The organism is Mesorhizobium sp. M1406, assembly GCF_040317555.1.
Classification (GTDB): Bacteria; Pseudomonadota; Alphaproteobacteria; order Rhizobiales; family Rhizobiaceae; genus Mesorhizobium.
Genome location: NZ_JAMYKW010000005.1, coordinates 17,410 through 40,728, shown reverse-complemented (window position 1 = coordinate 40,728; position 23,319 = coordinate 17,410). Strand labels below are relative to the sequence as shown.

The 23,319-nt window shown below is 62.2% G+C and carries 23 protein-coding genes; 14 read left to right on the top strand and 9 right to left on the bottom strand.

Translation table 11 applies throughout. The annotated features are described in order from the left end of the window. The first annotated feature begins 40 nt into the window (after positions 1-40). The 11 genes from trbB to NKH03_RS06590 are packed head-to-tail and all read left to right on the top strand — an operon-like array spanning position 41 to position 9,556. Entirely contained in the window at positions 41-982 is a 942-nt protein-coding gene (gene trbB, locus NKH03_RS06640; protein ID WP_502913491.1) for a P-type conjugative transfer ATPase TrbB, read from the top strand. Then, positions 979-1,311 (top strand): TrbC/VirB2 family type IV secretion system protein, encoded by a 333-nt coding sequence (locus tag NKH03_RS06635; protein WP_352967734.1) that lies wholly within the window; start codon positions 979-981, stop codon positions 1,309-1,311. The genes trbB and NKH03_RS06635 overlap by 4 nt, the downstream gene beginning before the upstream one ends. Further along, positions 1,311-1,574, top strand: a complete 264-nt coding sequence (locus NKH03_RS06630; protein ID WP_352967733.1) for a VirB3 family type IV secretion system protein — start codon at positions 1,311-1,313, stop codon at positions 1,572-1,574. The genes NKH03_RS06635 and NKH03_RS06630 overlap by 1 nt, the downstream gene beginning before the upstream one ends. Before the next feature lie 9 nt (positions 1,575-1,583). Continuing rightward, positions 1,584-4,058, top strand: a complete 2,475-nt coding sequence (gene trbE / locus NKH03_RS06625) for a conjugal transfer protein TrbE (protein ID WP_352967732.1) — start codon at positions 1,584-1,586, stop codon at positions 4,056-4,058. Next, a complete protein-coding gene (trbJ, locus tag NKH03_RS06620) occupies positions 4,055-4,834 on the top strand; it encodes a P-type conjugative transfer protein TrbJ (protein ID WP_352967730.1) in 780 nt (259 codons plus the stop codon). Before trbE ends, trbJ begins: the two co-directional genes overlap by 4 nt. Positions 4,835-4,856: 22 nt before the next feature. Then, positions 4,857-5,123 (top strand): putative entry exclusion protein TrbK-alt, encoded by a 267-nt coding sequence (gene trbK-alt / locus NKH03_RS06615; protein ID WP_352967728.1) that lies wholly within the window; start codon positions 4,857-4,859, stop codon positions 5,121-5,123. 3 nt (positions 5,124-5,126) lie between these two features. Continuing rightward, positions 5,127-6,485: a P-type conjugative transfer protein TrbL gene (trbL, locus tag NKH03_RS06610; protein WP_352967727.1), complete on the top strand. Its 1,359-nt coding sequence runs from the start codon at positions 5,127-5,129 to the stop codon at positions 6,483-6,485. Beyond that, a complete protein-coding gene (gene trbF, locus NKH03_RS06605; protein ID WP_352967726.1) occupies positions 6,482-7,171 on the top strand; it encodes a conjugal transfer protein TrbF in 690 nt (229 codons plus the stop codon). Before trbL ends, trbF begins: the two co-directional genes overlap by 4 nt. Continuing rightward, positions 7,168-8,157: a P-type conjugative transfer protein TrbG gene (trbG, locus tag NKH03_RS06600; RefSeq protein WP_352967725.1), complete on the top strand. Its 990-nt coding sequence runs from the start codon at positions 7,168-7,170 to the stop codon at positions 8,155-8,157. The genes trbF and trbG overlap by 4 nt, the downstream gene beginning before the upstream one ends. Then, entirely contained in the window at positions 8,154-9,332 is a 1,179-nt protein-coding gene (locus NKH03_RS06595) for a TraB/TrbI/VirB10 family type IV secretion system protein (RefSeq protein WP_352967723.1), read from the top strand. Before trbG ends, NKH03_RS06595 begins: the two co-directional genes overlap by 4 nt. Next, on the top strand, positions 9,329-9,556 hold the full coding sequence (locus NKH03_RS06590) for a DUF2274 domain-containing protein (protein ID WP_352967722.1): 228 nt from the start codon (positions 9,329-9,331) through the stop codon (positions 9,554-9,556). Before NKH03_RS06595 ends, NKH03_RS06590 begins: the two co-directional genes overlap by 4 nt. Here NKH03_RS06590 and NKH03_RS06585 read toward each other — a convergent pair. Together NKH03_RS06585 and NKH03_RS06580 are read right to left on the bottom strand one after the other, a co-directional pair. After that, positions 9,551-10,462 carry a LysR family transcriptional regulator gene (locus NKH03_RS06585; protein WP_352967721.1) on the bottom strand — a complete coding sequence of 304 codons (912 nt, stop codon included), beginning with the start codon at positions 10,460-10,462 and terminating at the stop codon, positions 9,551-9,553. The genes NKH03_RS06590 and NKH03_RS06585 overlap by 6 nt on opposite strands. 125 nt (positions 10,463-10,587) lie before the next feature. Continuing rightward, on the bottom strand, positions 10,588-11,265 hold the full coding sequence (locus tag NKH03_RS06580) for an acyl-homoserine-lactone synthase (protein WP_352967719.1): 678 nt from the start codon (positions 11,263-11,265) through the stop codon (positions 10,588-10,590). Between the two features lie 371 nt (positions 11,266-11,636). Here NKH03_RS06580 and NKH03_RS06575 point away from each other — a divergent pair, with 371 nt between their 5' ends. Then, the gene (locus NKH03_RS06575) at positions 11,637-13,694 is read left to right on the top strand and encodes a methyl-accepting chemotaxis protein (RefSeq protein ID WP_352967718.1); all 2,058 of its coding nucleotides are present in this window, start codon (positions 11,637-11,639) and stop codon (positions 13,692-13,694) included. Between the two features lie 289 nt (positions 13,695-13,983). Here NKH03_RS06575 and NKH03_RS06570 read toward each other — a convergent pair whose 3' ends face one another. The 7 genes from NKH03_RS06570 to NKH03_RS06540 form a co-directional block, all read right to left on the bottom strand. Next, the gene (locus NKH03_RS06570; protein WP_352967717.1) at positions 13,984-14,895 is read right to left on the bottom strand and encodes a LysR family transcriptional regulator; all 912 of its coding nucleotides are present in this window, start codon (positions 14,893-14,895) and stop codon (positions 13,984-13,986) included. A gap of 117 nt (positions 14,896-15,012) precedes the next feature. Beyond that, positions 15,013-15,765, bottom strand: coding sequence for a helix-turn-helix transcriptional regulator (locus NKH03_RS06565; protein WP_352967716.1), 753 nt, complete (start codon positions 15,763-15,765; stop codon positions 15,013-15,015). A 446-nt stretch (positions 15,766-16,211) separates the two neighbouring features. Then, entirely contained in the window at positions 16,212-16,451 is a 240-nt protein-coding gene (locus tag NKH03_RS06560; RefSeq protein WP_352967715.1) for a ribbon-helix-helix domain-containing protein, read from the bottom strand. 406 nt (positions 16,452-16,857) lie between these two features. Then, positions 16,858-17,679 (bottom strand): ABC transporter permease, encoded by an 822-nt coding sequence (locus NKH03_RS06555; RefSeq protein WP_352967714.1) that lies wholly within the window; start codon positions 17,677-17,679, stop codon positions 16,858-16,860. Next, positions 17,679-18,575: an ABC transporter permease gene (locus NKH03_RS06550; protein ID WP_352967713.1), complete on the bottom strand. Its 897-nt coding sequence runs from the start codon at positions 18,573-18,575 to the stop codon at positions 17,679-17,681. The genes NKH03_RS06555 and NKH03_RS06550 overlap by 1 nt, the downstream gene beginning before the upstream one ends. Before the next feature lie 2 nt (positions 18,576-18,577). Further along, positions 18,578-19,693 (bottom strand): ABC transporter ATP-binding protein, encoded by a 1,116-nt coding sequence (locus tag NKH03_RS06545; protein ID WP_352967712.1) that lies wholly within the window; start codon positions 19,691-19,693, stop codon positions 18,578-18,580. 114 nt (positions 19,694-19,807) lie between these two features. Further along, positions 19,808-20,857, bottom strand: a complete 1,050-nt coding sequence (locus NKH03_RS06540) for an ABC transporter substrate-binding protein (protein ID WP_352967711.1) — start codon at positions 20,855-20,857, stop codon at positions 19,808-19,810. A 536-nt stretch (positions 20,858-21,393) separates the two neighbouring features. Between NKH03_RS06540 and NKH03_RS06535 the strand changes: the two genes are divergently transcribed. Continuing rightward, on the top strand, positions 21,394-22,443 hold the full coding sequence (locus tag NKH03_RS06535) for an aldo/keto reductase (protein ID WP_352967708.1): 1,050 nt from the start codon (positions 21,394-21,396) through the stop codon (positions 22,441-22,443). After that, a complete protein-coding gene (locus NKH03_RS06530; protein WP_352967706.1) occupies positions 22,440-23,201 on the top strand; it encodes a DeoR/GlpR family DNA-binding transcription regulator in 762 nt (253 codons plus the stop codon). Before NKH03_RS06535 ends, NKH03_RS06530 begins: the two co-directional genes overlap by 4 nt. The last annotated feature ends 118 nt before the right edge of the window (positions 23,202-23,319 follow it).

Genomic DNA, 23,319 nt, shown 5'->3' with positions numbered 1-23,319 from the left:
TTCGACACAGCGAACGGCAGCGGTCGAACGCGGTACGCGGATGCTCCGCACTGCGCTGGGTCCGGCTGTAGCCCAGTTTCTGGAAGACCCCGCGGTCGTCGAGGTGATGCTCAATCCCGACGGGCGGCTCTGGATCGACCGTCTGGCCGAAGGTCTCGCTGACACGGGCGAGCACCTTACGCCCGCCGATGGCGAACGCATCATTCGGGTGGTCGCACATCATGTGGGCGCCGAGGTGCACGCGGGCGCACCGCGGGTCTCGGCCGAGTTGCCCGGAACCGGCGAGCGCTTTGAGGGCCTGTTGCCGCCGGTCGTCGCGGCCCCAGCCTTCGCGATCCGCAAGCCGGCGGTCGCCGTGTTCACGCTGGACGACTATGTATCCGCCGAAATCATGTCGGCGGCGCAGGCCGACGTCCTCCGCCAGGCTATTGTCGAGCGACAGAACATTCTCGTCGCCGGTGGCACGTCCACGGGCAAGACCACCCTCACAAACGCCCTCCTCGCCGAGGTTGCCAAGAGTGGCGACCGCGTCGTGCTGATCGAGGACACGCGCGAACTGCAATGCGCCGCGCCCAATCTCGTGGCGCTCCGGACCAAGGACGGAGTGGTGTCGCTCGCCGACCTGGTGCGGTCCTCACTGCGCCTTCGGCCCGACCGGATTCCGATCGGCGAGGTTCGGGGCTCCGAGGCGCTCGACCTGCTCAAGGCGTGGTCCACCGGCCATCCCGGCGGCGTTGGCACCGTCCACGCCGGCTCGGCCGTCGGTGCGCTGCGCCGGCTCGAGCAACTCATCCAGGAAGCCGTCGTCACGGTACCCCGTGCTCTCATTGCCGAGACCATCGACCTCGTCGCCGTCCTTTCGGGCCGCGGTTCGGCGCGACGCCTCGCCGAGCTCGCCCACGTCGCCGGCCTGGCCGCTACCGGCGACTACACGCTCGTTCCAGCCATCTCAACCCCCGAACCCACCGGAGCCCTGTCATGAACTTCAGAACCCTTTGCACTCGTCCACGGGTGGCCGCGATCACGATTGCTACCGCGGTCAGCGTGACCATGACCAAGGCCGCCTATGCCGCCGGATCGTCCATGCCGTGGGAGGAACCGCTGCAGCAGATCCTCGAGTCCATCGAAGGTCCGGTCGCCAAGATCATCGCCGTGATCATCATCATCGTAACCGGCTTGACGCTGGCTTTCGGTGACACGTCGGGCGGCTTCCGCCGGCTGGTGCAGATCGTTTTCGGCCTCAGCATCGCCTTTGCCGCATCCAGCTTCTTCCTCTCCTTCTTCTCGTTTGGCGGCGGGGTGCTGGTCTGATGGACGAGCCCGTTCCCGGATTTGCCGCACCAGTCCATCGCGCGCTGACCGAACCGATCCTTCTAGGTGGCGCGCCGCGTTCGGTGGCCATTCTCAACGGTACCCTGGCTGCCGCACTCGGTCTCGGACTGCGGCTCTGGTTGGTCGGCATCGTGCTCTGGGCGATCGGCCACCTCGCCGCCGTGTGGGCGGCGCGGCGCGATCCTCTCTTCGTGGAAGTGGTGCGCCGCCACCTCCGCATTCCCGGCCATCTGGGCGTCTGAGGTGCAGGAATGATGAACCTTGCAGAATATCGCCGTGCCGGCGCTCGCCTTGCCGACTTTCTCCCGTGGGCCGCCCTTGTCGGCCAAGGCGTTGTCCTCAACAAGGACGGCGGCTTCCAGCGGTCGGCACTATTCCGCGGTCCCGATCTCGACAGCGCCGTACCCGCCGAACTGGTCGGCGTCGCCGGCCGGCTGAACAATGCCTTCCGTCGCCTCGGCTCGGGATGGAGCATCTTCCTCGAGGCGCAGCGCCATGAGGCTTCGACTTACCCGAACAGCATGTTCCCCGATGCAGCCTCGGCGCTCATCGACGCGGAGCGCAAGGCCGATTTCGAGGAGGCCGGAACGCACTTCGAGTCCAGCTACTTCCTCACCATCGTCTATTTGCCACCGGCCGAGGACACGGCGCGCGCGGAAAGCTGGCTCTACGAGGGCCGCGAGCAGACAGGCGTCAACCCCTGGGAGATTCTGCGCGGTTTTGTCGATCGCACCGATCGCGTGCTCGCCCTGCTCGATGGCTTCATGCCCGAATGCCGTTGGCTCGATGACGACGAAACGCTGACCTATCTGCACTCCACGGTCTCGACCAAGCGACATCGCGTTCGGATGCCCGAGACGCCGATGTATCTGGACGCGCTGCTCGCCGATCAGCCGCTCGCTGGCGGCCTCGAGCCGCGCCTCGGCGACGCGCATCTGCGCATCCTCACCATTGTCGGTTTTCCGGCGGCGACGACACCCGGCATCCTCGATGAACTCAACCGGCTGGCCTTTCCCTATCGCTGGTCGACGCGCGCCATCCTGCTCGACAAGACCGACGCCACCCGGCTCGTGACGAAGATCCGCCGCCAGTGGTTTGCCAAGCGCAAGAGTGTCGCGGCGATCCTCAAGGAGGTGCTGACCAACGAGGCCTCGACCCTGGTCGACACCGACGCCGCCAACAAGGCGGCCGATGCCGATCTCGCTTTGCAGGAGTTGGGCGCCGACGTTGCCGGCGAGGCCTATGTCACGGCGACGGTGACCGTGTGGGATGCGGACGCACGGGTTGCCGACGAGAAGCTGCGGCTGGTCGAGAAAATCATCCAGAGCCAGGATTTCACCGGCATGGCAGAAACCGTCAATGCGGTCGACGCCTGGCTGGGCACGCTGCCGGGCCACCTCTATGCCAATGTGCGGCAACCGCCCATCAGCACACTGAATCTCGCCCACATGATCCCGCTATCGGCGGTGTGGGCGGGGCCGGAACGGGACGAACATTTCCGAGCGCCCCCACTGCTCTTTGGCAGGACGGAAGGCTCGACCCCGTTCCGGTTGTCTCTCCATGTCGGCGATGTCGGACATACCCTGGTCGTCGGTCCGACCGGCGCCGGCAAATCCGTTCTGCTGGCGCTCATGGCCTTCCAGTTCCGTCGCTACGGCGAAGGCCAAGTCTTCGCCTTCGACTTCGGCGGCTCGATCCGCGTCGCCGCTTTGGCGATGGGAGGCGACTGGCACGATCTCGGGGGCGAACTCACCGAAGGGACCGAGACCTCCGTTTCCCTCCAGCCACTCGCCGGAATTGCGCACACGCCCGAGCGCGCCTGGGCAGCCGATTGGATCGTCGCCATCCTCACGCGGGAAGGCGTCACCATCACGCCTGAGGTCAAGGAACACATCTGGACCAGCCTGACCTCCCTCGCCTCGGCCCCTGTCGAGGAACGCACCATCACCGGCCTCACGGTCTTGCTGCAGTCCAATGATCTGAAGCGCGCGCTCCAGCCCTATTGCGTCGGCGGTCCCTATGGCCGGCTCCTGGACGCCGAGGGGGAGAACCTTGGGCAAGCCTCCATGCTCGCCTTCGAGACCGAGGGCCTGCTCGGCACGGGCGCGGCTCCGGCGGCGCTTGCCTACCTCTTCCACCGCATCGCTGGTCGCCTCGACGGCCGGCCAACGCTCGTCATCGTCGACGAGGGTTGGTTAGCCCTCAGTGATCCCGGGTTCTCCAAGCAACTCGCTGAATGGTTGGTCACGCTGCGCAAGAAGAACGCAAGCGTCGTATTTGCCACCCAGTCACTGGCACAGCTCGAGAAAAGCACGATTGCGGCGGAGATCATCGACTCCTGCCACACCCGTATCCTGCTGCCCAATGATCGGGCGATCGAGCCGCAGATCACGGCGATCTATCGCCGCTTCGGTCTCAACGACCGGCAGATCGAAATCTTAGCCCGCGCCATTCCGAAGCGGGACTACTACGCCCAGTCCCGGCGCGGCAACCGGCTGTTCGAGCTCGGTCTCGGCGACGTCGCGCTGGCTCTCTCCGCAGCCTCCGCGAAGTCCGATCACGCCTTGATCGAGCACGTCCTGTCAGAACACGGCCCGGACCGTTTTCTCGAGATCTGGCTGCGCATCCACAACCTCGACTGGGCCGCCGACCTCATCCCCGACCTCACCAATCTCGCCGCGCCCGTGGCGACAGCAACTCAACCCACCCTGGAGGTTTCCCCATGACCCGACTTCGCTCCTCTCTTCATGCCTTGCTCATCGGCACCGCTGTGCTCTCCGCGCCCATCGCCCTGTCGACCGTGATGGTCACGCCTGCCTACGCCCTGTTCGGCTTCGGCGACATCGTCTTTGACCCGTCTAACTATGCCGAGAACGTGCTGCAGGCCGCCCGCGCGCTGGAGCAGATCAACAATCAGATCCAGAGCCTCCAGAACGAGGCGCAGATGCTGATCAATCAGGCGCGCAATCTCGCGAGCCTGCCCTACTCCTCGCTGCAGCAACTTCAGCAGTCGGTTCAGCGCACCCAGCAACTCCTAGGACAGGCGCAGCGCATCGCCTTCGACGTCCAGGAGATCGATCAGATCTTCACGCAGCAGTACAGCAACATGGATCTCTCCATGTCCGATCAGGCGCTCGTCGGTCTGGCGCGAGAGCGCTGGGGCAACACCGTCGGCGCCCTGCAGGACGCGATGCGTGTCCAGGCCGGTGTCGTCGGCAATATCGAGACGCAGCGTGCAGAGCTCTCCAATCTGGTCGGAGAAAGCCAGGGCGCGACCGGCGCACTGCAGGCGGCCCAAGCCGGCAATCAGATCCTCGCGCTTCAGGCCCAGCAACTCGCCGACCTGACGGCATTGCTCGCGGCAAACGGCCGGGCCGATGCGCTGTCCGCCGCCGAACAGGCAGCCGCCGCCGAGCAAGGGCGCGAACAGCGCCGCCGCTTCCTCGAACCCGGCGCCGGCTACCAGCCCGGCGGCGCCCAGATGTTCCCGGGCGGCAACTGAGCAAAAAAGCCGGGGATGAATCATGGACGGACGGATGCTGGCTCGACTCGTAGTGGTCATCGTCGCCGCGGTGGCGATCGTGGCCGCGGACGTCCACCGCGCGCGGGAGGAAATTGCAGCCGGTGCCCTTCCGTCGCCCCCCGCGACCGAGGCGACGCATAGCGATCCGTTGCGTGCGACGCTCCAGCGCTGCCAGCGGATCGGAGAGGCCGCAACCCGGGATGTCGATTGCCTGGCCGCTTGGGACCAGAATCGCCGCCGCTTTCTTGCGCCGGCAACAGGGAACTAGACCATGGAAGGCGCCGGCGTCATTGATCGCTTTCTTGAGGTCTTCACTTCGTACATCGATAGCGGCTTCGGCCTGCTCGGTAGCGAGGTCGCCTTTATCGCCAGCACGCTGATCGTCATCGATATCACTCTGGCGGCCCTGTTCTGGGCCTGGGGTGCCGACGAGGACATCATCGCGCGCCTGGTGAAGAAGACGATCTTCGTCGGCGTGTTTGCTTACCTGATCTCCAACTGGAACAGCCTCGCCCGCATGGTCTTCGACAGCTTTGCCGGCCTCGGCCTCATGGCCTCGGGGACCGGGTTCTCGGTTTCCGACCTCATGCGTCCCGGTCGGGTTGCCCAGACCGGGCTCGACGCCGGCCGGCCGCTGCTCGAGGCGATCGCCGAAATGTCTGGCTACTGGGCGTTCTTCGAGAATTTCCTCCAGATCATCTGCCTGCTGATCGCCTGGTTTTTGGTGCTGCTGGCCTTCTTCATCCTGGCGGTTCAGCTCTTCGTCACGCTCATCGAGTTCAAGCTGACGACGCTCGCCGGCTTTGTGCTCATCCCCTTCGGTCTTTTCAGCCAGTCGGCCTTCATGGCCGAGCGTGTTCTAGGCAACGTCATCTCGTCCGGAATCAAGATCCTGGTGCTCGCCGTCATTATCGGTATCGGCTCGACGCTGTTCGGTGAGTTCACCGCCGGCTTCGGTGGCGAGCAGCCGACCATCGACGACGCCATGGCCATCGTTCTGGCAGCGCTTTCGCTTCTCGGTCTCGGCGTTTTCGGACCGGGCATCGCCAACGGGATCGTCTCGGGCGGACCGCAACTCGGTGCCGGCGCGGCGGTCGGAACCGGCCTTGCCGCGGGCGGCGCTGCCCTGGCCGCCGGAGGTGGTGCCATGCTCGCCGCGAAGGGCGGACGCGCTGCGTTGTCCGGCGGAGTTGCGGCGACGCGCGGCGGCGCTGCCCTCGCCGGCGGTGCCTCGACGGCATACTCTCTCGCCTCGACCGGCGAATCCGGAGCCTCCGGCGTTGCGGCGGGCCTTGGCGGTGTTGCCCGTGCGGCCGGAAGCAGCGCCATGTCCCCCCTCAAGCGCACTGCCACCCGCGTCTCCGATAACCTGAGTTCCTCCTTTGACGCAGGCGGGCGCGCGACATTCGAGGCGACAGGTGGTTCGTCCTCCATGGGCACGGTTGGCAGCGGTGTCGCCGATCCGCCCGCACCTTCCACCGCCACTGACGGGCCGCCGGCCTGGGCACGCCGCATGCGTCACAACCAGGCCATGAGCCACGGCGTCACCGCTGCCGCCCATGCAGTCCGTTCCGGCGACAACCACGGTGGCGGCGCATCCGTCAGCCTTTCCGAGAGAGACCGCCCATGACCTTCTTGAAACGACCGGCAGCCCATTACGGCAAGACGCCGGAACCCGAGACACCCTACCAGCGGGCCGCCCAGGTCTGGGACGAACGTATCGGTTCCGCGCGTGTCCAGGCAAGAAACTGGCGCCTCATGGCCTTCGGCTGCCTCGTTCTTTCCGCCGGCTTCGCCAGCGCCTTGGTCTGGCAGTCGGCGCGCGGGAACGTCGTGCCCTGGGTCGTCGAGGTGGATCGTACCGGCGAGGCCCGCACGGTCGAACCGGCTGTTGCCGACTATCGGCCGACCGATCCGCAGATCGCCTTCCATCTCGCGCGGTTCGTCGAGCAGGTACGCTCGATCTCGGCCGACCCCATCATCGTGCGCCAGAACTGGCTGCGCGCCTATGAGTTCACCACCGATCGCGGCGCTACGGCGCTTAACGACTATGCCCGGTCGAACGACCCTTTCACCCGTGTCGGCAAGCAGCAGGTCGCAGTCGAGGTCTCGAGCGTCATCCGCGCCTCGCCAGATTCGTTCCGCGTCGCCTGGAACGAGCGCCGCTACGAGAACGGTCAACTCGCCGGGACGGAGCGCTGGACTGCTATCCTCACCGTCGTCATCCAGCCGCCACGCGATGCCGAGCGTCTGCGCCGCAATCCGCTCGGGGTCTTCATCAACGCCATAAACTGGTCACGGGAGTTGGGGCAATGAGCCAACCGACAATCCGCCGCGCCGCCAATCCGGCTTTCCGTAAATCCGCATCTACGATTAGCGTGCTCTTGCTCTCCACTGTAGCGCTCGCGGCCTGTGCCACGGCGCCGAAGCCGCCGCAAATCAGCTACGACGCCAACGTGCCGCCGCTGCCTGCTGTCGCTGTCAGCACAGGCGACGGCCTCCCGCGCCCCATTCTTGTGCCGCCGACCTGGACTCCGGCCAAGGGCGGCGACCCCGCAAGCACGCCGACCGGCCGGGTAGAGAACGCCAACGTCGCCGCGCGTGTCGAACCGCGTAAGGAAGGCTACTACAATTCCATCCAGATCTATCCGTGGAGCGAAGGTGCGCTCTATCAGGTCTATGTTGCCCCTGGGCAAATCACCAACATCGCGCTCGAGCCGGGCGAGAGCCTGACGGGCGCCGGTCCGATCGCCGCCGGCGATACTGCCCGCTGGATTATCGGCGACACCGAAAGCGGTAGCGGCGCCACCCGGCGCGTCCATGTGCTGGTCAAGCCCACCCGCAACGACATCAGTACCAATCTGGTCATTACCACCGACCGGCGCACCTACATGCTTGAGCTGCGCGCCGGTGAAAACCCCTATATGCCGGCCGTCGCCTGGGCCTATCCGCAGGTGGCTTCGCCACGCACCAACGTGCCCACCACTCCAATCATCCCGGCCGTCGCGGCCCGCAACTATCGCTATGGCCTCACCGGCGACGCGCCGCCGTGGCGGCCGGTCTCGATTTATGACGATGGCCGGCGCGTCTATGTCGAGTTTCCGCGAGGCATTGTCCAAGGCGAGATGCCGCCAATCTTCGTGATCGGCTCGAACGGCGAGCCCGAGATCGTCAACAGCCGGATCTATCAGAACATCCTGATCGTCGATCGCCTCTTTGGCGCGGCCGAGCTCCGGCTTGGCAGTGGCAACCGGCAGCAGACGGTCAGGATCGTGCGCACCGACGGGAGGCCATCGTCATGAGCGAACCGGATGCCGCAAGACAGAGCGATGTACAGGCCTCGTCGCCGCAGGCGACCGGGACCATGCGGCTGCGCGCGGAGGCACCACGGGTCACGCGCATCTCGCGCCGGGTTCTTGCCGGCGTCGGTCTCGTCGCCGGCATCGGCATCGGCGGCGCCTTGATCTATGCCCTCCAGACTGGCGACCGGCAGCCAAGCCCGGAGGAATTGTTCACAACCGACCGCCGCCAGACTGCCGACGGCCTGCAAGGCTTGCCCAACGACTATAGCGGCATTCCACAGCTTGGCCCGCCGCTACCAGGCGATCTTGGTGGTCCAATCGTTCGCGCCCGCGAGGAAGGCCGCGACGTCCCGGCCGAGATCATGCCCGTACCAAAGACAGACCCTGCCGAAGAGCGGCGCCTCGCCGAAATGGAAGCGGCCCGGACCAGCGAGATCTTCTTTCAAACCCGGTCCTCAGCGAATTCGGGGCTTCCGACCTTTCAGGCGACTCCCCGCGGAACCGCCCCTGCCCTAGCCGGTACCGGGGCGCAGGACCGACAACTCGCCTTCCTCAATGCCGAAGCCGATCGCCGAACCGTGGCGCCCGTTAGTGTCGCAGCGCCTGCCTCGCCTTTCATTCTTCAGGCTGGCTCGGTGATCACCGCGGCACTCATCACCGGCATCCGTTCCGACCTCCCTGGCCAGATCACGGCACAAGTCACGCAGCACATTTATGACAGCCCGACCGGTAGCACCCTTCTCGTCCCACAAGGAACGCGCATCATTGGCGAATACGACAACGGGGTCGCCTTCGGGCAGCGGCGCATCCTGTTGGTCTGGAACCGTCTGATCTTCCCGAACGGCCGCTCCATCGTCCTTGAGCGGCAGCCCGGCGCGGATACCGCGGGATACGCCGGGCTTGAGGATGGCATCGACTATCATTGGTGGGACCTCATGAAAGCCGCCGGCCTGTCGACGCTGCTTGCTGTTGGCGCGGAATTGACGATGGACGACGAGGACCGGCTCATCCAGGCGATCCGCAGCGGCGCCCAGGATACCATCAACGAAGCCGGTCAGCAGATCGTTCAGCGTCAGTTGCAGGTGGCCCCGACGCTCACAATCCGTCCCGGCTTCCCGGTTCGGGTAATCGTGACCAGAGATCTCGTGCTCGAGCCTTACGGAGCAGGCGAATGACAAAGCTCAAGCTCGGCGCGATCCACGACGACAAGCCCATCAAGGTGACGGTGGAACTCCCCGCCGCACTGCATCGTGATCTCGCGACCTACGCCGAGCTACTCTCCCGTGAGACGGGCCTGCCCACCGGCGATCCGGTTCGCTTGATAGTGCCGATGCTGCAGCGATTCATTGCGACCGACCGAGGGTTTGCGCGCTCACGCAAGGGTGCAGCGGGATCATGACCCATCTTGCAAGCGATGGGATGCGGCTCGGCGCACAATACCCAAAAGTCCCCAAAGAGCGGGATTGGCATTCTCAGCCAGCCAGGCAGCATGAACAGGAATGGTATACCGGCCAGAGAGGGGAACGAGCACAACACCTTCGGGTGCGACTGGTTCTAGGCTACCGATCATTACGGTAACGCCGAAACCCCGAGCGACCATGTTGATGACGTCCCACTGACCGATCCGGTGCGACTGCAACGTCGGCTCGCTACCTGATTGAGCCATGTGCTTCTTAAGGTAGCTCGCAAGTTCAGGACCAAGACCGCCAGCGGCGAGGATGAACTTCTCGGACCGCAATTCCTCTGGCATCAAGGCTGTCTCATCCTTGGCTAGTCGATGCGACGTCGGAAGCACGACAAACACCCGTTCATCCCGCAAGTGCAGCGATTGCACTGCGGGGTCAGCCGGGGCTTTGGTCAGAAACGCAATATCCGCTTCCCGCTGTTGAACACGAGTGGCGCTCTCGCGGCAGGTTCCCTCAACTATCTCCACCGAAACGCCTTGCCGTTCATGGTTGAACCGTTCGAAGACCTCACCCAAGAGAACGAAGGGCACGCTGGCCGCGATCGTGACCTCCCCATGCTCGCCCCGTTGAAGTGCGCCGATGCGCTGCATTGCGCGATTGAGGTGGTCAAACCCCAGCGCAGCTTCCTGGAGAAATCGCTTCCCCGCCGCAGTGGGGCGAACACCGGCATGACTGCGCTCAAACAGTGGTGCGCCAAGGCGATACTCAAGACTGCGCACACCTCGGCTAACGGTCGACTGCTGGATGTTCAGCGCAGTGGCGGCCCGCCGAAAACTGCCATGGTCGGCCGACGCGATCGCGTAGCGAAACAGCCGGAAATCAAGAGAGAGGTCGGGCATGGAGTCACCTATGACGGGAGCCGCCGTGCGTGCTGGCCAGGCTATGTGCGGGAATGTCAGCTTGAGAACATCGAGCGTTCGGGTAGCAGATCCATCCGAACGCCCTGACCGTGATGAAAATCCACCTAGGATACCGCTTGCAGAACCCGCTGTTGAGTAGCGCGCGTCGACGAAAACGACCTCGACGAAAGTACAGGCTGACGCAGTCCGGCCTTGTTGCCGAGACGGCGTCGAAGGGCATCGGAAATCTCAAACAGGCCGGCATACGTCATCGTCTTGCCGATTCGCGCGGGAGTACCGATCAACTCGTATGGGCAATCGACGGCCCTGAAGATCCGAGCCATCCGCGAGTCAAAGACCGACACGATGTGTTCGACTCCCGCGAGTTGTGTTGCCTCCACCAGTCCGCAAAGCAGTTCGATGGTGGTGGTGTCGATGATCTGGTTCGGATCGTGACGTGCCGGTCCGACCGCTAGATCCGGATTGATGGCGAAGCGCGAACTCTCCCAGATCAACGGACTCTCGACCGCGCCATCTGGGACAAGCACCGAGAACACATCCCTCAGCATATTTGGGCCGGTCGTCGGAAGCAGGCGAACGGCGCCCCTCAACTCCTCGGTGACCTCATCAACGGAGAGCAGGTAGATGGGATCTTCCACGTCGAACCGATCGACTTCTCGGCCGTCGACAACAGTGACGTCCCACCCCAATCGATCGGCGAACACGGCTGCCCGCATCCGGAACATTTGGTCGATCAAAGCAGGATGACGGTCCCGGTCTACACCTTCGATGACAGTGATCACGGCGTTGCTCCATACGTTTGTTGAAAACGCTGAAGCAATTAGACCCGGGCAGAACGCCCCGAAATCCGGCGCATCAGCCGGATTGACGAGAAGTCAGAGAGAGGACTCGGCGACTTTGTTGGGCGGATGAAATGGAGTGGAGTCCGCGGCGACCTAGCCGTCAATGGCGGAAGCTGGAGAGCTGTGCAGGCGGGCACCTGCCGGCTGAACCAAGATGCCCGTCGCCGCGATGCTCTCGATGGGCTCTTAAGCGATCACGTCGCTATGCCAAGGAGTGATGCCCACGGGGAATCACCTGATGCCCGCACCTATTCTTCCCGAGAGGGCCGTTTGGGAACATTGTCATCTAAAGTTGGGGAGATGGCATAGGCATGCGCAAATACACCAAAGTTTTCGGCAATATCAAGATGACCACGGCCATTCTGGGATTGGTTATGGTCGCGATCATCGGCTCCATCGCCGCGGTATCTGGTGCGATTTACTTCAACCTGCACGATCAGGCGCTCGCGGCTAGCAGACAACAGCAGAACGCAAACCTCGGCGCAGCGGCCACAATACTCGAGCGTCGTCTCTTCGGCTCGGTGCTGACCTGGTCCGCAGAAGGGACGATAGAGACTTTTCAGAGCTGGGAAGTACCGCCGTTCGACGACACTACGGCCATCGACTCGGTGACACTAGTGACCAAGCAGGACGCCAGCATCTACGCGTTGGACGGTGCCACCCAGAACCTAGTGACCAGAACGACCAGCCTCGTCTCGCCAGACGGGGAACGGCTCGTTGACATAACACTCGATGCCCGCAGCCCTGCCTACGCGCCACTGATGAACGGCAAGTCCTACGTCGGCGAAGTCGTGGTCGGTGGCACCGATTACTTCGGAGCATTTCAGCCCATCCAGAACACGAACGGCGACGTGATCGGCGCCATGTTCGTAGGCACGACCATGGCCGATGTCGAGGCATCCGCCAACAGCATCAAGGGTACGATCCTGACGGTAGGCGGTGCCGTTACTCTCATTCTTGGGGCGATTGGCTTCGTTCTCTCCCGCCTTATTACGCGCCCGATCCCACGGCTTGCCGGATCGATGGAGTCGATTGCCGGTGGCGACTTCGAGACCGACGTGCCCTACACGCAGTTCGGAAACGAAGTCGGCGCGATGGCTCGAGCCGTCGAGGTATTTCGCGAGAATGGCCTGCGTGTCAACCAGATGACAGAGGCGGAAGCGGCGCGCATCATTGTGGACGAGCAGAACCGCCAGAAGATGATGGCCGAATTGCAGAGAGCCTTCGGGGAAGTCGTAGATGCCGCCACCGCTGGCGATTTCACGCGCCAGGTGGCCACGGAATTCCCAGATCCCGAACTCAACAGTCTTGCCAGCAGCGTCAACCGCCTGGTCTCGACCTTCGATCGTGGACTCACCGAGGTCGGTCACGTGCTGGCCGCCATGGCCGATACCGATCTCACCCAACGAATGTCGGGCGACCATCTTGGGGCATTTGCTCAGCTCAAAAGCCACGTAAATGGCGTCGCCGATCGGCTCACCGAAGTGGTGGGCCGGCTGCGTCACACTTCTGGGTCGCTCAAGACGGCCACCGGCGAGATTCTCGCGGGCGCCAATGACCTTTCGGAGCGGACCACGAAGCAGGCCGCGACGATCGAGGAGACCTCGGCGGCGATGGAGCAACTCGCCACGACAGTGTTGGAGAATGCCGAGCAGGCCAATGACGCCAATGCGAAGTCGCAAGTAGTCAGCAAAACGGCAGAAGAAGGCGGCGCGGTGATGAACGAAGCAACGCTGGCTATGGAAAAGATCTCCGCCTCCTCGGACAAGATTTCCAATATCATCGGCATGATTGACGACATTGCCTTCCAAACAAACCTGCTTGCCCTCAACGCGTCGGTCGAGGCAGCCCGCGCGGGGGACGCGGGCAAGGGCTTTGCGGTCGTTGCCGTCGAGGTCCGACGTCTGGCACAGTCTGCGGCGGAGGCGTCCGCCGATGTCAAAAAGCTGATCGATGACAGCGTCCAGGATGTATCCAGTGGCGCTAGGCTGGTGGCGGAGGCGGCACGCAAGCTGGCCGCCATGCTTGATGCCGCGAAGGCCAATTCACTGCTCATGGAGGGCATTGCCCGCAACAGTCGTGATCAGGCGGCCGCGATTGAAGAGGTCTCAGCCGCTGTTCGGCAGATGGACCAAATGACCCAGCACAATGCAGCCCTCGTAGAAGAAACGAATGCCGCCATCGAGCAGACGGAAGCCCAAGCTATCGAACTCGACCGGATCGTCGATGTCTTCCATATCGACAGCGAAGGGTCGCAACGGACCGAAGCGCCGCAGCGCGGAGCCCGGGCATTGCAGCAAAAGCTGTCACGGACCGCTCTGACGGCTGTTGGCAATACCGCATTGGCCCGCGACTGGAGCGAGTTCTGAGGTCAACGCAGGCAGAACAGGTGGGGGGCCGTCCGCAGGCTGCATCGAGTTCTCCTAACCAACTGCTCGGCGCACGTGCCGGGCTTTTTTGTCCTCAGATTCTGTGGCGCCAGACGAAAAAGTGGAAAGCCGCTAACCGTTCGCTACGGCGTGGCGCGCTATTTCGAGGATAGATGCGAGACGGAGGTATTGGACCCGACGCCCTTAGAGCGCCATGGCGCCCGAGCCGTTTCGTTACTCGAAGTTTGCGTCATCTGGTCCGGCATACGCAGACCCTCGCCTAGTCCGATCAAGAACGCGCACTGCTTCCCTGGTTGGGAATGAAGCGTCGCGCAACGCTCTGCAACTGCCGCAATGCGAGATCGGAATTGCCGTCCATCCAAACGGCGCTGATCGGCATAACAGAGATACCCGCAAGGGAAATTAGAGCAACTTGATCCGAGGCGATCTGAAGAGGGCGCCCAACGATGATCGTAACGCCGAAGCCGCGCGCAACCATATCGATAAGGTCGGACTGGCCGATGCTGTGCAGTTGCAGGGTCGGCTCGTAGCGTGACTTCGCCAAGTGCCGAGACAGATGCGCAGCGATTTCGGGGCCAAGACCACCAGTGCTCAGGATAAACCGCTCCTCCCGGAGTTCCTCCGGCGTCACCGCTAGCGCGTCCGCTAACTGATGCGATTTGGGCAGGACGGCAATCATTCGTTCGTCCCTCAGGTGCAACGATTGCAGGGTACGGTCGCTCGTGGTCTTCGAAACAAAGGCAATATCCGCCTTGCGCTGCTGAACGAGCGTTACACTCGACACGCAGGTTGCTTCGATCATCTCGACGGATAGGCTTTCATGCTCGTCGCGGAAGCGTTCGAGCAGGTCGCCAAGCAGGACGAAGGGCACGCTAGAGGCTATGGCGATCTTTCGTTGTTCGCCACGCTGAGCCGCACCAATATCATGCATCGCGCGCTTCAAGTGATCGAAGCCCAAGGACGCTTCCCAAAGGAACCGCTCGCCCGCTAACGTTGGCCGGACGCCTGCGTGGTTTCGCTCGAACAGGGGCATCCCAATTATGTGCTCGAGGTTTCCGACGGCCTTGCTCACGCTCGACTGTTGGACGCCGAGTGCTAGAGCCGCCCGGCGAAAACTGCCATGTTCGGCGGACGCGAGCGCATAACGGAGTAGTCGAAGCTCGAAAAACTGATCAGACATGAACGGGTCTTCGGACCTTGCAGCGCCGAAGCTCGATGCAGACCATCCCCAGTTCATGGGATCTATGATTTGGCAACAGGAGGCGTCGCGGCTTGCTGCCCTTCCTTGGTGCCTGGTTCATGGCAGTTCGGAAAGCAGGCTTGCCCTACAGGCCTTATTCACCGCGTGAGTGGTGTTGGCGGCGCTGAGCTTGTGACGGGCGCTCTCGAGGTAGAAACGCACGGTGCGCTCCGACAGGCCGAGAATTACCGCGCATTCCCAGTTGGTCTTGCCCTCCGAGATCCATTGCAGGCACTTGCGCTCACGCGGTGACAGGGCGGCCTGTTCGACGCTGCCGCCGCCCTCGAGCCGCAGAATAGCCTGATGCATGTGCAGCGCCAGCAGTTGAAAGTCGCGGATATAGTGGAGACGGAGGTGTCGCCAGTCACGGTCGGTGGCGTCGCTGGTGATCGAAACGATGGCCCGGTCGCCGTGACGGCCGTGCACTGGAAGGGAGACACCGTGGCGGCCGAGGCCGAACTCACCGGCCTCGCCGAAGAGGCGCCTGACCCTGCCATCCTTCCGGTCGAACTCAGACCAGTCGATCGGCAGCATGCGGTGCAGGCCGACCCGGATAGCGGGGTCGACCTCGATGAAGCGTTCGGCTTTGTAGCGCTCGATCCATTCGGAGGAATACGTGACGGCGAGGTAGGGACCTTCCGTGTGCCGATCGGACACGCCGGCCCCGAGGTAGGCCAGCGTCTTGAGGCCATAGATGTCAAGCATCTTGGTCACCAACGCTGGAATCTCGGCCGAGTCGGCCAGTTGCTCTATCTCACCGAACAACTCACACAGGTCTTGATCGGCGGCCTCACGATCCCGATTGCGCATTGTGCAGGTTCCTTTCCTTCAGGGCCTTCGCCGCTCGGATACCTCCGCCTTTCGAGGTCGAGGATTCCGCGCCTTGCCACGGCTGCGGGCCATCCCCGGTCGCCGGCGTGGTCCGCCTCAGCGTCATGTCGCTAGCCGGCCTTCGGAGCCCAAGATGGAATGCTCGCCTGCCGTTGCGAGCGGGTCGGCGGGCGGGGTTGAGAGCCCCGCCCACCATGCCGCCTCTCGGCCCAGAGGCGGTGTCAGTGACGGGGCCGGGAGGGAACCGTCACCAACGACGGGGCCAGTTGAGGCGACTTGTGCCTCCTGGCTGACGACGAGGCCGACCGCGAAGAGCCGCCCTTTTCCATTGCTCACCTGCCAACTGGCGGTCGCGAGCAAAGACGGCATCGGCTCTGCTGGTTTCCACATGGTTTTCCAGCACCTCACGATTGGCCGCATGGGACCTAACCGACCTGGACCGGTACAGCAGCATCGCTTTCCGCTCGCTGCACCTCTCCGACAGATCGAGCCGCCCCACCGGCGCTCTTGCCGGCCCGGGGAAGTCCGCCCTCGATGGCAAGGGCGCGCCCGACAAGGTGCCTGACAACTTCTTGTCGGCTGACGTAACCGGATTGCTCGGCAATCAGCGCGTCGATCTGCGCGATCATTTCGTCCGCCATTCGCACTGTTATCGTATTGCGCATGTGCAGCTTCTCCTGTGTGGCTCTCCGTGGATGCTCTGTCGATCGAACCGTCTAAGGCTCCGGAAGTCGTCGGTAAGAAGGTGCTTTCGGAGCTAATGTTAGGCACTGACACTCTCGACGATCAACCAGCAGCGGTGATCTCCCGACGCATGCGTCCGCCGGTCGAAATGCTTCCTTTGCGTTCCCAATTAGTGCCGGTGGACCACCCGGGAGGATTGTGCCCACCGACGTCCTGCCCGCATCAGCGGCCAGGAATACAAACCACTTGAAATGTCGGGCGGCGGCCTTCTTCAGATCCTCAACGCCGTCCTCGTAACGAGCGATTCGATTGTTTCTCCTGGTCTTACCGCTGCTCCCGTTCTCGCTTCGCCACTATCCAAGCATGGGATTGAGGGATGCCCAGGCGCTATCTGACGACAGTTGGCGCCTTGAACACCTGACTGAGGACGATAAGTAGAACCGTAACCCCGACGAGGCATGTCGAGATGGCTGCGATAGTCGGGTCCACTTCGTCCCGAAGGGCGTTGAACATCCGCCGATTCAATGTCGATGCCGGACCGTTGGATATGAACATCGCAACGACCACCTCGTCGAAAGATGTGAAGAATGAGAAGAGGGTCGCCGATAGAACCGACGCCTTGATCTGCGGCAGGGTCACTGTGAAGAACGCCCGCGCACGTGTAGCTCCCAAGCTTCGGGCTGCCTGTTCCTGGTTGGGGTCGTACGACGCGAGCCCCGCAGTCACGAGGATGACGACGATCGGAAGCGCCAAGGCCGTATGGACTGCGGTCAGGCCCAGCGTCGTATTTACAAGGCCAAGCCGAGCGAACACGAACAGCGAGCCCACGGCTATGAGGATGATTGGCACTGCAAGCGGCAAGGCGAGAAGCCCCAGAAGAAACGAGCGCCACCGAGGGCTACCGGCCCAAATGCCGTACGCTGCCGCCGTGCCGACCACCGTTCCCGCGACCGTCGTCAAAATCGCCACGACGAACGAGGTCCAGGCGGCGGCCATCCATTCCTTGGAAAAGAAGAAGTTCTCGTACCACCTCAATGAAAGCTCCCGGGGCGGAAACTCCAGGTTCTGCGTGCCGGAGAAGCTCATCGGTATGACGATCAGCGTCGGCGATATGAGAAAGATCAGGACGAGAATCCCGAGGACGTATAGCCACATGCGCTGCAGGTGAGTCACCTGCGTGATGGATGCCGGGGCGTTCAACCAAGTCATCAGTACACTCTCCGTCCTGTCTTCCGCGCGAACACGGCTGCCACTGCAATTACTGCCATGGTGATGACGAGTAACGTGATGCCAAGTGAGCTTGCGGCTCCCCAGCTCGAATACAATCGCACGTTGGCATCGATCCGCATGGCGGCCATGATTACCTGGCCTCCGCCAAGCACAGCTGGCGTGACGTAAAATCCGAGGCAACTGACGAAGACTATCAATATGCCGGAGAAGAAGCCGGGCAGAGACAACGGGAAGTAGACGTCCCAAAACGCCCTGGATGGCTTTGCCCCAAGATTGCACGCGGCGGCGACGAGGTTCTGGTCGATGGATTTCATGGAGGCGTATAGCGGTAGCACCATGAACGGGATCATGATGTGGACCATGCCGATTAGCGCACCGGTCAGGTTGTAAGAGAGCGACAGAGGTTCTTCGATCAGACCCAAGCTCATCAGCGTACGGTTGACCACGCCTCGGCTCTGCAGCAGGACGAGCCAAGCATATGTGCGGACGAGAACGGCCGTCCAAAAGGGCACAAGAATGCAAAGCAGCGCATATTTCAGCGTCTTTTCGGGGAGTTGCACCAGGAAGTAGGTGAGCGGATAGCCGATCAACGCCACGAACAGCGTGGTGTAGAGGGACACCTGGAAGGTCATGATGAAGACCTTGGAGTAGACTGGCTCAGTCCAAAGTCGCTCATAGTGCTCTAGGGTGAACCGGCCTTCGTCGCCGAGGAACGAGAGGTAGAGCATGAGCCCAATCGGCAGCAGCACCGTTAGGAGGATCAGCGCTGCGCCAGGTGCGGCGAGCGACAGCAGCCAAGCATTCTCGGACTTCGCTGATTTGCGAAGCGCTGCGGCGTTCTCAGCCGGACTCTGGGTCAGTGCCATCGATGCCATAGTCATCGTCCGAGATCGCTGTTCACAACGTGGGTCTCGTTCATGTGCAGGCCGACAGAAATCGACTCGCCACGAGCGGGGAATAGCGACTTCGTGCCTTCCCTCAGGTTCCTTCTCACCGAGATGGTCTCGCCAGTCGGAAGTCGGACAAAGGCGAGGCAACTCTCGCCCTGGAAGAGAAGTCTTTCGAGGATGCCGTCGAAGACGTTGAAAGCGGTCCGATCGAACGAAGGGGTGACGATCTCCATCTTTTCCGGACGGACGACCAGTAACCCGTCTCCTTCCGGCGCGACGGCGCCGCTAGCGAGCTTGAGCGACATGTCGCGGTAGAGGGTTTGGCCTTGGGTTGTGGTGACTGGCAGAAAGTCGGATTCACCCATGAACTCCGCGATGAAGGCGGTCTTGGGTGCGTTGTATAGGTCCTCGGCGGCATCGATCTGAGCGATCTCGCCACCACGCAGAACCGCTATCCGGTCCGACATGGTCAGAGCTTCGCGCTGGTCATGCGTCACTAGGACGGTCGTCATTCCCAGGCGCTCGTGCATTCCGCGCAACTCGATCTGCATCTGCTCCCTCAGATTCTTGTCGAGAGCTGAAAGCGGTTCGTCCATAAGCAGAATCTTGGGCTTGGCGACAACAGCGCGGGCCAATGCGATGCGCTGCTTCTGGCCGCCCGAAAGCTCCGAAATGCGCCTGTTCTGGTAGCCGGGCAACTGCACAGTCTCGAGAACCTGCGCCACCGCAGCGTCGATCTCCGCTTTCGGACGCTTCCTGATCTTCAAGGGGTAGGCGATGTTCGCGAAGACGTTCATGTGCGGGAAGAGAGCATAGTTCTGAAACATCATCCCGACACCGCGCTGGTGTGGGGGCTTCAGGATCATCTCTTCGGACCCGAACTTCAGGGAACCGTGGTCGGGCCGGATGAAGCCGGCAAGGACCATAAGTAGAGTTGTCTTTCCGGAACCCGACGGTCCCAGGAGCGTCATGAATTCCCCACTGCGAATGTCCAACGATACATTCTTCAACGCACCCACGGCGCCGTAGGATTTGCTGACATTCGCGATGCCGATCGGCAGCGCCTGCACTGAGGCTGAGGTCAGGTTGTTAACTTGGTCCATAGTGTCAGCATCCGCTGCAGGAGGAAGAGATCGTAGCCATTGTTTTGGCCAAGACGGCCGCGTCAGTCGCGACCGTCAGGGGCAGCCGACGACGAGAGTCGTCGGCTGCTATCCTCAGTTCGAGAGGAGCATCGCGTCAAATTGCTCTGACAGCTCGGCGCCGTGCTCGGTCCAGAATTCGACGTCGGCCGGATACTGGTTGGTCAAGTTCTGCGGCGAGGACGCCAACCGAGCAAGTGTCGCTTCGTCGTAGCCGACATAGGCTTTCAGGTTCGCCGAACCGTATGCGATGTATTTCGGCAGATCCTTCTGGTACTCCGGTTTGGCGACCTCCTTGAGGAATTTCAAGGCATTCTCCGCGTTCGGGGCGCCGTTGACGATCGCGTAGCAATCGACGTTGAGAAGCGCATCGTTGAAGCTAAGCTTGTAAGGCGCCCCTGCGTCGATGGCTGCCTGCGCCCGTCCATTCCAGCCATACATCAGCGGGACTTCGCCATCCTGCATGAGCTGCATCGACTGGGCGCCGCTTTCCCACCACAGAACGTTCGGCTTCAGTTCGGCAATCTTGTCGAGGGCCGCCTGGCGCCCTTCCGGGGTGCTGAGGAACGTGTAAACTTCCTCGCGCGGATGGCCCAGAGCCAGGACGGCGGCTTCCAGGTTGCCGCGCGGAGCGCGGAGCATCCCACGCTTGCCCGGGAACTTTTCGACATCCCAGAAATCCACCATGTTCTGCGGCCCCTGCTCCCCATACACCTCAGTGCTGTAGGAGATTGCGGTCGAGTAGACAGTGTTGCCGACGCAGTAGTCGTTCACTGAGCCGGGGATGTAGTCTGCCCGGTTCACGATGTCTTCCGGGAGCTTCATGATCACGCCGGCGGCAGACACCAGTCCGGTATCCTGCAAAGCGAGCTGCACGATGTCCCAGGTCACCGCGCCTGCATCGACCTGCGCCCTGACCTCGCCCCAATTCTGGGAGGTTTCTTCGGCGAAGGCGATACCCAGCGCTTTCGATGCAGGTTCCCAAAGTGCTTGACGCTGCGCATCCTGCGACGCGCCGCCTGAACCTGCAATGACCACGTCGGCAGCGTTTGCCGTAGCAAAAGCGCCACTTAGTGCGAGGGCCGCAGCCGAAAGCAGAATGCGACGATAGTTGTTGTGTGTCATTAACTCACTCCCATTGTTGAAAAGTCCCGATGCAACACCAACCCTCCGACCGGAGGGTCTTACCAGTTGCCTGTTGGTTCGACGGAAGGTCCCGAGTATTCTCGAAGCCTGCCCCGATACGAGAAGCGCGACATGAGACCCGCAACTCGAGTAGCTTTGTTCTTGTATCTCCCATGCCGTTTCTGTGTCGGCACGGTATTCAACTAGCTGGCTACGCTCCTATGCATGGCGGCGCGAGGCCGACACCGAACACCACCTGGGAGCCCGCGCGCGCTCCGACCGGAACCGCAGCCTGTTCCACGGACACCCTCCCCGGCGTTTTCACCGAGTAGAGATGTTGGCCGTCACACGCATTTCACATTCATGTTCGTTTGATGTCAATATCAAACATGAACCGATCATAATAGAAAAACAATGTTGCCAACTCTGAAGTTTTGTGGTGTTTCTGGTTGAAACGAACAAAACCGCCGGTGACATCGGCAGGTGGGGCCACACACTCGATTGCGAGGTGTGAGCTCCGGTATCGCGAGGAATCCATGGAATATCGTCTCCTCGGCCGTTCTGGCCTCAAGATCTCAACCGTAACCATGGGCACGATGACCTTTGGCGGCCTGGGTTGGGCGAAGGCAGTCGGCGACCTCGGTGTCTCCGAAGCGAAACGACTTGTCGATCTTTGCATCGATGCCGGCGTCAACCTCCTCGACACCGCCGATGTATACTCCAGCGGGGTATCCGAAGAGATTATCGGCGAAGTCCTGGGCGGGAAGCGAAAAGACGGGGTACTTCTCGCTACCAAGGCCCGCTTTCGGATGGGGGACGGACCAAACGACGTCGGCTCTTCCCGCCAGCACCTGATAGCTGCCTGCGAAGCCAGCCTGAAGCGCATGAAGACCGACGTCATCGACCTCTATCAATTACATGAATGGGACGGCCAGACGCCGCTGGAAGAGACCATGGAGGCGCTCGATACGCTCGTGCGCAACGGCAAGGTTCGGTATGTCGGCTGCTCGAACTTCTCCGCATGGCACATCATGAAGGCGCTCGGAGTAAGCGAGAGGGACAAGCGTCAGCGCTTTGTCAGCCAGCAGATCCACTACACGCTGGAAGCCCGTGATGCGGAGTATGAATTGCTGCCGGTTTCCATCGACCAAGGTCTTGGCGTTCTCATTTGGAGCCCGCTGGCAGGCGGCCTGCTCTCTGGCAAGCATCGCCGCAACCAGGCAGCGCCCGAGGACAGCCGTCAGTTCGCCGGCTGGACTGAACCGCCGATCCGTGACGAAAACCGCCTCTGGAACATCGTCGATACGCTGGTTTCGATAGCGGAAAGCCGGGGCGTTTCCGCAGCCCAAGTGGCGCTGGCGTGGCTAATCGGCAGCAAGGCAGTCACTTCAGTCATCATCGGAGGCCGTACCGAAGCGCAGTTCAAGGATAACTTGGCCGCAGCTGACCTTAAATTGACAGCGGAGGAGCGCAAACGTCTGAATGAGGTCAGTGTGCCCCCGTTGATTTACCCCTACTGGCACCAGTTCAACGAGGCGACCGACAGGTTTAGCGAGGCGGACATGAATAGGTTAGGTCAGGAATGAGTGCCAAACGGAACGACCGTCAGAAAACGCTGCTCGACTATCTCGGCGAAGCTGGCACGGGCAGTATTGACGACCTTTGCAAGAAGTTTGGCGTCTCGGAGATGACGATCCGGCGCGACCTTTCGGAGCTTGAAAAAGAAGGGCTGCTGATACGCACCCATGGCGGAGCAAGGCTGAAAGAGACCGCGTTTTTTGAAGTGTCGTTTGCTGCCAAGGTTACCCAATTCGTTGCCGAGAAGAAGAGAATCGCCGAACGCGCGGCGGAACTCGTGCAAGACGGGGACAGGATTATCATCGACTCTGGAACGACCACCGGCCATTTCGCGCGCCTGTTCAAGGATCGTCGGCTGACCGTAGTGACGAACGCGTTGAACGTCGCAACAGATCTGATCGACGGACCGCAGATTGATCTGCATTTTTGCGGAGGCGCCCTTCGGCGCGGCCCCGTAGCCGCGGTTGGTCAGGTCGCCGCGAGGTTCTTCGAATCCGTTCGTTGCGATCGCCTCTTCATGGGCGTCGAGGGAATTGACGACACCGGTACGATGACGGTGCCGGACGTCGAAGAGGCACTGGTGAAGCGGGTCATGATGAGCGCGGCCCGCGAAGTGATTGTTCTCGCCGACCACAGCAAGCTCGGGCGCAATTCGCTCGGCGTCATCGGTAGCCTTGGCTCCGTGACAACACTGATAACCGGTGAGGACGCCAACTCGTCTGCTTTGGCGTCTCTCCGCGGACTGACGAACGTGATCACGGTGTAAGTTCGGCCCCGCAGAAGACCAGCGGGTCCATCGCAATTGTCGACCACTCATCCTCCTGAGCGAAAGCCTCGCTCCGGACGCAAATTTCTACTGTCACGCCGTCCGCACCGGGCGAGCG

Excerpts from the sequence above, each read along its gene's own strand:
- trbF (WP_352967726.1), top strand. The coding sequence starts at position 6,482 with ATGACCTTCTTGAAACGACCGGCAGCCCATTACGGCAAGACGCCGGAA.
- NKH03_RS06555 (WP_352967714.1), bottom strand. The coding sequence starts at position 17,679 with ATGACTTGGTTGAACGCCCCGGCATCCATCACGCAGGTGACTCACCTG.
- NKH03_RS06570 (WP_352967717.1), bottom strand. The coding sequence starts at position 14,895 with ATGTCTGATCAGTTTTTCGAGCTTCGACTACTCCGTTATGCGCTCGCG.
- trbK-alt (WP_352967728.1), top strand. The coding sequence starts at position 4,857 with ATGGACGGACGGATGCTGGCTCGACTCGTAGTGGTCATCGTCGCCGCG.
- trbB (WP_502913491.1), top strand. The coding sequence starts at position 41 with ATGCTCCGCACTGCGCTGGGTCCGGCTGTAGCCCAGTTTCTGGAAGAC.
- NKH03_RS06635 (WP_352967734.1), top strand. The coding sequence starts at position 979 with ATGAACTTCAGAACCCTTTGCACTCGTCCACGGGTGGCCGCGATCACG.
- NKH03_RS06530 (WP_352967706.1), top strand. The coding sequence starts at position 22,440 with ATGAGTGCCAAACGGAACGACCGTCAGAAAACGCTGCTCGACTATCTC.
- NKH03_RS06565 (WP_352967716.1), bottom strand. The coding sequence starts at position 15,765 with ATGCGCAATCGGGATCGTGAGGCCGCCGATCAAGACCTGTGTGAGTTG.
- NKH03_RS06585 (WP_352967721.1), bottom strand. The coding sequence starts at position 10,462 with ATGCCCGACCTCTCTCTTGATTTCCGGCTGTTTCGCTACGCGATCGCG.
- NKH03_RS06550 (WP_352967713.1), bottom strand. The coding sequence starts at position 18,575 with ATGGCATCGATGGCACTGACCCAGAGTCCGGCTGAGAACGCCGCAGCG.
- NKH03_RS06535 (WP_352967708.1), top strand. The coding sequence starts at position 21,394 with ATGGAATATCGTCTCCTCGGCCGTTCTGGCCTCAAGATCTCAACCGTA.
- NKH03_RS06540 (WP_352967711.1), bottom strand. The coding sequence starts at position 20,857 with ATGACACACAACAACTATCGTCGCATTCTGCTTTCGGCTGCGGCCCTC.
- NKH03_RS06545 (WP_352967712.1), bottom strand. The coding sequence starts at position 19,693 with ATGGACCAAGTTAACAACCTGACCTCAGCCTCAGTGCAGGCGCTGCCG.
- trbJ (WP_352967730.1), top strand. The coding sequence starts at position 4,055 with ATGACCCGACTTCGCTCCTCTCTTCATGCCTTGCTCATCGGCACCGCT.
- trbE (WP_352967732.1), top strand. The coding sequence starts at position 1,584 with ATGATGAACCTTGCAGAATATCGCCGTGCCGGCGCTCGCCTTGCCGAC.
- NKH03_RS06590 (WP_352967722.1), top strand. The coding sequence starts at position 9,329 with ATGACAAAGCTCAAGCTCGGCGCGATCCACGACGACAAGCCCATCAAG.
- NKH03_RS06575 (WP_352967718.1), top strand. The coding sequence starts at position 11,637 with ATGCGCAAATACACCAAAGTTTTCGGCAATATCAAGATGACCACGGCC.
- NKH03_RS06560 (WP_352967715.1), bottom strand. The coding sequence starts at position 16,451 with ATGCGCAATACGATAACAGTGCGAATGGCGGACGAAATGATCGCGCAG.
- trbL (WP_352967727.1), top strand. The coding sequence starts at position 5,127 with ATGGAAGGCGCCGGCGTCATTGATCGCTTTCTTGAGGTCTTCACTTCG.
- trbG (WP_352967725.1), top strand. The coding sequence starts at position 7,168 with ATGAGCCAACCGACAATCCGCCGCGCCGCCAATCCGGCTTTCCGTAAA.
- NKH03_RS06630 (WP_352967733.1), top strand. The coding sequence starts at position 1,311 with ATGGACGAGCCCGTTCCCGGATTTGCCGCACCAGTCCATCGCGCGCTG.
- NKH03_RS06595 (WP_352967723.1), top strand. The coding sequence starts at position 8,154 with ATGAGCGAACCGGATGCCGCAAGACAGAGCGATGTACAGGCCTCGTCG.